This window comes from Sodaliphilus sp., from assembly GCF_045598405.1.
Classification (GTDB): Bacteria; Bacteroidota; Bacteroidia; order Bacteroidales; family Muribaculaceae; genus Sodaliphilus; species Sodaliphilus limicaballi.
Window position 1 is genome coordinate 1 of sequence record NZ_JAZLLZ010000135.1, and the last position, 8901, is coordinate 8901.

At 49.6% G+C, this 8901-nt stretch carries 4 protein-coding genes; 3 read left to right on the forward strand and 1 reads right to left on the reverse strand.

Translation table 11 applies throughout. The features are described 5' to 3' along the window. Nucleotides 1–607 precede the first annotated feature (607 nt). The 3 genes from ACKI3C_RS09645 to ACKI3C_RS09655 all read left to right on the forward strand — a co-directional run bounded on the left by ACKI3C_RS09645 (nt 608) and on the right by ACKI3C_RS09655 (nt 5850). Entirely contained in the window at nt 608–1945 is a 1338-nt protein-coding gene (locus ACKI3C_RS09645) for an ATP-binding protein (protein ID WP_407404465.1), read from the forward strand. Nucleotides 1946–2400: 455 nt separating this feature from the next. After that, a complete protein-coding gene (locus ACKI3C_RS09650; protein WP_407404459.1) occupies nt 2401–4407 on the forward strand; it encodes an alpha-amylase family glycosyl hydrolase in 2007 nt (668 codons plus the stop codon). Nucleotides 4408–4548: 141 nt separating this feature from the next. After that, complete coding sequence (locus ACKI3C_RS09655) at nt 4549–5850, forward strand: glycosyl hydrolase 53 family protein (RefSeq protein ID WP_407404461.1); 1302 nt, start codon at nt 4549–4551, stop codon at nt 5848–5850. Between the two features lie 561 nt (nt 5851–6411). Here ACKI3C_RS09655 and ACKI3C_RS09660 read toward each other — a convergent pair. Beyond that, nucleotides 6412–8487 (reverse strand): starch-binding protein, encoded by a 2076-nt coding sequence (locus ACKI3C_RS09660; RefSeq protein ID WP_407404463.1) that lies wholly within the window; start codon nt 8485–8487, stop codon nt 6412–6414. Nucleotides 8488–8901: the final 414 nt, after the last annotated feature.

The following is an 8901-nucleotide window of genomic DNA, read 5'->3' on the forward strand; positions in this document are numbered from 1 at the left end:
ATCTTGGATATAACGGAACGAATATCCTTCATCTAACATTCGCATGTAATGAACCAATGATACATAATCATGTTTCTTTCTTTTCTTTATTGTCATAATAAACCCCGAAAGTTTTTTGTCTAACTTTCGGGGTTCACTTCAGTGGCGGTGGGGGTATAGTATCAACAAACAGATGCGTCCAGTAGGACGCTAATCGGAGCAAATGGGTGAAATTCAGATTGTTCCATATGCTAAAGTTGAGTTAATATCTACAAACTTCCACAATCCCATCTTGGTCCAGCACCGTCACGTTCAACCTATGAAATGAGCATGCGCAGTGGCCTCGGACGGTTCTTTTGATGATCCCTTGCTGGAGTTTGACAGGCAGTCAGGCTGGAGCCGCTGGCTCAAGACCAACCAGTACCACCCGTCGGGCAAAATCACCTATTCGGATTGAAAGTTGACAAATCTTTTCAGGCAATACTCTTGCAACAATTTTGATGCGCTTGCCCTGAATTTTGGACCATAAACCTTGTGTAAATCAAGGATACTTTGTAAATTTGCGGTCAAATTTTACAGCCATAAATTTTACAGCCATAAAATTACAATGAAGAAATTTTACGACAGAATGCACGAGATGACCGAACTCAAGGAGTTGCAGCGTCAGGCTTACAACGATTACTCCCGGTTTGTTGTGCTCACAGGCAGAAGGCGTGTGGGTAAGACTAGTCTTGTGTACAAACTGATGAGTGAGACGCATGAAGAAGCTCCGGGCTTGTATTTCTTTGTCGGTCGAAAGACTGAAACCGTTTTGGTCAGAACCTTCATACAGGAGGTGCGCGAAAAACTTGCAGAGTTTGTCCCTGGTGGAATGACCACGTTTCGTGAACTATTCCGGATGATACTGGAAATAGGCAAGCGTAAGAAGTTCACGCTCTTCATTGATGAGTTTCAAGAGTTTGACAACACAAATCCTGGCATATTCAGTGACATGCAGGAATTGTGGGACGAATACAAGAAGCAGACAAATGTTTGCCTTATTGTGTCCGGCTCTATATTCCGCATGATGGAAAAGATTTTCAAGGACGAAGAACAGCCACTATTCGGCAGGGATGACAGCACAATCAAGTTGAAGCCGTTCAGCACAGAGACGATAAAGGAGATTCTAGGCGATCACAAGCCTGATTACACGTCGGAAGACCTCTTGGCACTCTGGACTATTACAGGGGGAGTGGCTCGTTACATTGAGCTTCTGATGAATAACGGCTGTACAGACGTGAGGAAGATGATTCACTATGTTTGTTCAAGTGGTGACAGCTACTTTGTGGACGAAGGCAAGAAGATTCTAGTCCAAGAGTTCGGCAAACAGTATGGCACGTATTTCAGCATCCTTGACCAGATTGCTCACGGTGATGTCACGCAGAGCGAGATAGAGAGTGCTATTGGCATGAAGAGCCTTGGAGGACAGATGAAGATACTCGAGGAGAAATACGGTATCATAAAGAAGAAGCGTCCCATCGGTGCCAAGAGAGGCAGCCAGACAGTACGTTATGAAATACAAGACAACTTCTTCCGCTTCTGGTTCCGTTACATACACAGATATTCATCCCTCATTGAGATACAAAATATGCCTGCACTGGAGAATATCATCACCAATGACTACACAACATTCTCAGGCATAGCCCTTGAACGCTGGTTCCGTCTTAAGATGATGGAAAGTTGCCAATATAAGCAGATTGGCGGTTGGTGGCAGCCAAATGGCGTTAACTCCAAGGGGAATCGTGATGACTTTGAGATTGACATCGTAGCCGAAACACTTGAAGGTGACGTTGAAGCATACGAAGTGAAGCGCAACCCCGAGAAATACTCTCCAGCCCGACTGGATGAAAAGGTCACAGAGATGAAACGACGTTTGTTCAGAGGAAGGGAAGTAACAAAGAGAGGCCTTTCAATGGAAGATATGTAATGGGAGATGGTATAAGATGCTAATTAATGTTGTCCGGAAAAAAAGAAAATATTTTTCTTATGATTTTTATGCTTCGCTTAGAAAATAGCTTGCTCTGCAAGCACAATGGAATTACATCACATCCGCTGACAGTCAACCGAAATCAGGAAAATACACACCCTCGTGTCGGCTTTCAGCCTCTCGTTGTTAATATTACTTCAATAAAAAATCCGTAAAATCCGTGAGATCCGCGCGGGGACTCTGCAAAAAAATCGTATCAACTGTATAGTTACTTTACCGGACACTAATGTTAAAAAAATTATCCTCCGTGGGTGTGAATGTGCGGGTTTGCGGGGTGGTGTGCAATCGTTTGCACTAATATATTGTACAAGATACAATAATGAAATTTGGTAAATTGCACAAAATCACTTAATTTTGCACATGCAAACAACTTGCATACCTCAAAAAACTTAAATATGAAGAAAATACTGTCAACCATCGTTGCGCTTGCAACAACTGTTTCATTATTTGCCCAGGGCTGGCCTTCACAGTATGAGGGCGTGATGCTGCAAGGTTTCTATTGGGATTCTTACAAGGACACCCAGTGGACTAAATTCACCAATCAAGCCGACGAGCTGGCAGAGTTCTTTGATTTGATCTGGGTTCCCCAGAGCGGCTATTGCGGCGGCACATCTATGGGCTACAATCCCAAGTACATATTCACTAACTATACAAGCTCGTTTGGCAACGAGACCGGCCTGCGCACAATGATCAACACCTTCAAGGCAAAGGGCACCGGTATCATTGCCGATGTGGTGATCAACCACTTCCAGGAGAGCGGCAAGTGGGTAGTGTTCCCCAAGGAGACCTACAAGGGCGAGACTATGCAGTTTGTCTCGACCGACGTGGTGAAGAACGACGACGGTGGCAAGACTAAGGAATATTGCGATGCTAACGGCTACCAGCTGTCGCAGTACAACGACAGCGGCGAGGGCTGGGACGGCATGCGCGACCTGGACCACAACAGCGCTAACGTGCAGAAGATTTGCCACGCTTATCTCGACAAGCTCATCAACGACCTGGGCTACACCGGCGTGCGATATGACATGGTTAAGGGTTATGCATCAAAGTTCACCGGCCTGTACAACAGCACCGCACAGCTGCAATTCAGCGTGGGCGAGTACTGGGACGGCAACGTGAGTGCTGTGACCAACTGGATTAACGGCACCAAGGTGGACAACGTGATCCAGAGCGCAGCGTTTGACTTCCCCTTCCGCTACACAGCCCGCGACGTGGTCAACAACAAGAACTGGGCTGCCCTTACCAACGCAAGCATCGCTCGCCAGAGCGCTTACAGCCGCTATGCCGTGACTTTCATCGAGAATCACGACACCGAGTACCGTTCAAGCAGCTATCCCCAAGACCCCATCAAGGCCGACACCCTGGCGCTCAACGCCTTCATGCTGTCGATGCCCGGAACTCCCTGCGTGTTCTTGAAGCACTGGCTTGCCTACAAGGAGGAAATCAAGCAGATGATTGCCGTGCGCAAGCTCGTGGGCGTTCACAACCAGAGCCGCCCCACCACGCTGGCATCACAAAAGGACTACTTCGTGTCACAGACTGCTACCACCAAGAGCGGCAAGAAACTCATCGTGATGGTGGGTAAAGTGCCACAGGACGTGGTTGACATGCGTGCTAACGGATGCACCCTCGTTGCTAAAGGCTACCACTACTTGATGTATGTCCCCAACGACATGGAGACCGCATGGTGCGACAAGCCCAGCGGCGAGTATAACAACAACGTGAGCGTGACACTGCAGGCGATTACCGCAACAGGCAAGCAGCTCGTTTATAGCACCGACGGCGGCAGCACTTGGACTAACGCAACCGACGGCCAGATTCTTAACTTCAACAAGAACACCACTCTCACACTGGGTCTCAAGGACGGCGCTAACGTGGTGGGTCAGATCACTCGCAACTACACTATCAAGGTGGTTGAGCCCTTCGACCCCTATCCCGTGACCGTATATGTTAAGGATCCCACAGTTGCTCCTTACAACTGGACAAGCGTTTACTGCTGGGCATGGGACGACGACAAGACCCTCACTAACAGCAAGGCTTGGCCCGGTGACGTGATGACCGAGACCAAGGAAATCAAGGGTGAAAAGTTCTACTACCGCTCATTTGACATCACTGCAAAGGACTACACCTTCAACTTCATCTTCAGCCAGAAGGGTACTCCGCAGACTCTCGATGTGATGGGCATTAACAAGGATATCTACCTTGAGCTGGATGCACTCAGCGGCGACAAATACACCGTCAAGGACATCACTAGCGACTATGCTGGTATCAACGGCGTGGTTGTCGATGAGGTTGCTCCTGCCGATCCCGCTTGGTATGACCTCAACGGACGCCGCTACGAGGAGAAACCTTCTACTCCTGGTTTCTACATCCACAACCACAAGAAATATATCTTGAAGTAAGGGTTTAAAGGTTTAAAGGTTTAAAGGTTTAAGGGCTTAAATGTTTAAGAACGCCTTGCGGGATATAAGACTTTAAGATATAAAGACATTAAGAGTTTAAGGCTCTAACGCTTAAAATTTGATATTAGAGAGAATAAACAAATGAAACGCATTTTTGCACTTATCACTGCACTTGTTGCAATCCTGGGCATGCACGCACAGGAGGCAGGTGGTGACATCTCTCTGCTCACCAAGTATGAGCAGAATGGCGCCAAATACAACGACCCCAACGGCAAGCGCATCACCGACATGCTTGGCTACTTCAAGCAGAACGGCTGGACCGTGATGCGTGTGCGTCTCTTTGTTGATCCCTCGCAAGCGTCGAGCACCGACAAGGGCCAGGGCGTGATCCAAGACCTCGACTACGTTAAGGCTCTGGGCGCTCGCATCAAGGCTGCCGGCTTCAAACTCATGCTCGACTTCCACTACAGCGACTCGTGGGCCGATCCGGTGAAGCAATTCACACCCGCTGCTTGGGTGGGACAGAGCGATGCCGAGCTCAACACCACGATTTACAACTACACCCGCGACTGTCTCCAGGCTATGGTCGATGCCGGCGCAACACCCGACTACATACAGACTGGCAACGAAATCAGCTACGGCATGCTGTGGGGTGCCAAGGATGCATCGTCGCTCAAAAAATGCTATTATAACAACGACGCCAACTGGAGCCGCTTCACCTCCCTGCTCAAAAACGCAGGCAAGGCGTGCCGCGAGGTGTGTCCCAACGCCAAAATCATAATCCACACCGAGCGCGTGGCTAACACTACCGCCCTCGAGAGTATCTATACCCGCATAAACAACGGCGGAGTGGACTATGATGTGATAGGCTTGAGCTACTACCCTTATTTCCACGGCAATCTCACACAACTCGAAAACGCCCTTAACCGCCTGGTTTCGCGCTACACCAAGGAGATCATGATTGTGGAAACAGGTTACTACCACGCTTACCAACCCACCGACATCACCTACGATTACAGCGCGACCTACCCTATCACCAACAACGGCCAAGAAGCCTTCACACAGGCTCTCATCGAGACGCTCAAGAAATACAAGCAGGTGACAGGACTTGTGTGGTGGTGGCCCGAAGCCAACGAGTACGGACTTGACTGGGCAACAAAACGTGTCACCGACCAGTGGTACAATGCCGGATTGTGGGACAACCAGACCGGACGCGCCATGAAGGCAGTGGCAACCATAGGATCCTATGCCGGAAGCCAGTATGCCGCAGGAGATGTCAATGGCGACGGTGAAATAGACATTACCGATGTCAACACCCTCATCAACGTCATCATGGGTAAAGAAGATGCTTCAAAGTATGACACCCGTGCCGACGTTAACAAAGATAGCTCTGTAGATGTGAGTGACGTAAACGCAGTAGTCAATAAAATCATTGGCAACTAGCGAATTTAGATAAGCAAACATTGTTTAAATGTTGACTTTACACACAATTTTATACAGTTATTTTAGATTTGTTTTGTGAGAATTCGTGTCGTGAGACACGGAGGTTAGGAGAGAGATACCTGCCAAGGCATCTCTCTCTTTTTTTTGGGGACAATAGCAACAGTGAAGCAGAATCACCAGGGCAACAGCATCTAATTTGTATTCTGCCCGATAGGACAGTACCTTTGATAACCGTGTAGAAGCGCAGGGGCGAAGCTCCAAGAGCCTGCACTGAAAGAATGCTACCCTATACTGCGTCTGGAAGGTAACTATTCACCAATAACTTTTTTGAGGACTCCCCGCGCGGATCTCACTGAACTCACTGATTTTTCATTGGAAATATATTAACAACGAGAGGCTGAAAGCCGACACGCACAAAGCTTGCTTTGGGCACATAACCCCCACCGAAAGGAGTGAAACGACTGCCGGTGGGGGTATAGTATCAACAGGTGGATGCGTCCAGCAGGACACTAATCGGGGCAATATATTGGAACTCAAACGGGTTCCAATAGCTGAAAAGTCTTACTTGCCCAGGAGGAGGTTGATGATTGTGTTGACGTCGGTGATGTCAACAAGTCCGTCACCGTTGATGTCGGCGCGACCTTCATACTTGCTTGCCTGTTCCTTGCCCATGATGACGTTGATGAGGGTGTTGACATCGGTGATATCTACTTCTTTGTCGCCGTTGACGTCGCCGGTGGGGTAGTCGGGCTTAGCGGGTTTGGGCACAACTGCCACCATGCCGCTTGAGGTGTAGTAACCGCCGTTGTTGAAGATGAAGTCGCTGGTTTGCGGTGAGCCTGTGCCGGTGCTGAACACGAGTCCGTCGGGGATGTTGTTCTCGTCGAGCTTGCCGCCGTCCCACAGATACACGGTGTTGCCCTTGGCTGTCTTGCCCACTGCTGTGAGCTTGGTTCCGGGCCATGTGCCGCCGTTGAAGTCGCCATTAGCATTCCATGCCCAGATGTTGGGCGCGGTGTAGGTCTCGTTGCCCTCGAAGTAGCAGAAGAGCTTACCTTCGAGCCATTTAGCACACTCGGGGAGCTGCACGCTGGTGGTGTCGCCGCTGTACTGGCTGGTCAGGTCGGTGTAGCCGGTGGTGCCGTTATATTGCAGGTAGATATCCTTGCTGATGCCGGTGATGTCGGCAGTCTGGCCGCCGTCACCGTTGTTGAGCACGATGTTGAACGTAGAGGCGTTGTAGGTGGTGGTGTACCACTTGGTGCCGTCGCTGGTTGTGGTGGTCTTGGTGACCTGGTCGCCGGGCCAAGCTGCGCTGAGCAGTGAGCCGGTGCCGCTCCATGCATACACGTAGGGAGCCTTGGCTGCCTTTACATACACGTTGATGTCCTTCTTCTCGGGGTCGGGAGTGGGATCGTCGCCACCGCCTTCGCTCACGAAGTAGGCATAGTTGGTGCCGGTGCTCACGAGGGTGTAGCCCTTAGTGTCAACGCCATCGACATAGCCCACGATGATGAGCACAGAGCCCTTGGTGCCTTGCACCTTCATCACGTAGCCGCCGCCTTGCTGACCCTGCTGGAGGATGCTGCTGTTGTTGTTGATGCCGGCAGCCTTGCGAGCCTTAATCATCTTGCCTATCTCGGCTTGGTACTGGTTGAAGTGGGGGAGGAAGATACAGGGAGTGCCGGGCAACGCCAGGATGAATGCGTTGGCGGCAAGCACGTTCTTGCCCAGTTTGTTGTAGTCGTCGCGGTAGGTGTCGTGGTTATCGACGAAGGTGACTGCAAACTGGTTGTAGTTGGGGTCGCCTGCAAGTCCCTTGTAGTTGAGTTCGCTCCAGTTCTCGCCGCCGAAAGCGCGGTTCATGACGAACTTGAGGGGGAAGTCGAAAGCTGCGCTCTCGTAGCCGGTGCCTTTGATCCAGTTGCCCACCAGGTCGTGGTTGCCGTCGTAGTACTCGCCCACGCTGAACTTGGGTTTAGCGCTCTGGTTATACATCTTGGTGTACTGCGCTCCGTAGCCCTTGACCATGTCGTAGCGGAATCCCGCGTAGCCCAGGTCATTGAGCAGGAAGTCGAGATACACCTTTACATTCTTCTGCACATTGGCGCTGGTGTGGTCCAGGTCGCGCGAGCCATCGAAGTTCTCGCCAGTGTCGTTAGCTCCGGTGGGCTTATAGCCGTGGCTGGCTGCCTCGTCGTTCTTGCAGATGTCGGCGAGCGACCATGTGATGTCGTTTCCGTTCCAGCTCTCGTTGACGAAGTCACACCAGTTGCTCTTGCCGTTCTTGTGGTTGATGACCACATCCTCAATGATGCCCACGTTTTTCTCCTTGTAGGTGTTGATCATTGTGCGCAGGGTGCTCTCGTTGCCGAATGTGCTGGTATGGTTAAACCAGTAAACAGGGTTGTAGCCCATGCTTTGTCCTTGGCAGTTGCTTGAGTTGGGCACCCAGATGAGGTCGAAGTATTGAGAGTAGAGGTCGGCCTTGGACGTGAGGTTGGTCCATCTAGACTCGCTGTAGCTGTCCCAATAGAATCCTTGTAGCATCACGCCGCTATAGTTTGACGGCCATCCGGTAGCCATCGCGATCACGGGGGCTGCCAGGGTGAATAAGCTGAGCAGAAGTTTTTTCATAGAAATATAGTTTTTGTGGATATTATTTTTCTAAATAACAAAGTTAATTGAAAACGTCAAGTTTCCGCTAATCTGATTATGTAATAGCACATAATAAAAAGTGCAAACGATTGCACACCGGCTCGAGGAATTCTAGAACGTCTAGATAGTCTGTAACTATTCAGCAATGGTATTTTGGGTAATTTCCCCGCGCGGATCTCACTGATAACACAGATTTAATAATAACTGAAAGAAATTAAAATAATTAGAATAATTTCTTATTCAGTTAAATCTGAGCAATCTGTTGTAACTATACTACAATAGATTTTTATCCGCGCGGGGATCTCACATGATTTTGTAATGAGAGGCTGAAAGCCGACACGCAGAACGTAGTTCTGCACATAACCCTGTCCTAACTGAGCGCAAGCGAAGGCA

Excerpts from the sequence above, each read along its gene's own strand:
- ACKI3C_RS09645 (WP_407404465.1), top strand. The coding sequence starts at position 608 with ATGCACGAGATGACCGAACTCAAGGAGTTGCAGCGTCAGGCTTACAAC.
- ACKI3C_RS09650 (WP_407404459.1), top strand. The coding sequence starts at position 2,401 with ATGAAGAAAATACTGTCAACCATCGTTGCGCTTGCAACAACTGTTTCA.
- ACKI3C_RS09655 (WP_407404461.1), top strand. The coding sequence starts at position 4,549 with ATGAAACGCATTTTTGCACTTATCACTGCACTTGTTGCAATCCTGGGC.
- ACKI3C_RS09660 (WP_407404463.1), bottom strand. The coding sequence starts at position 8,487 with ATGAAAAAACTTCTGCTCAGCTTATTCACCCTGGCAGCCCCCGTGATC.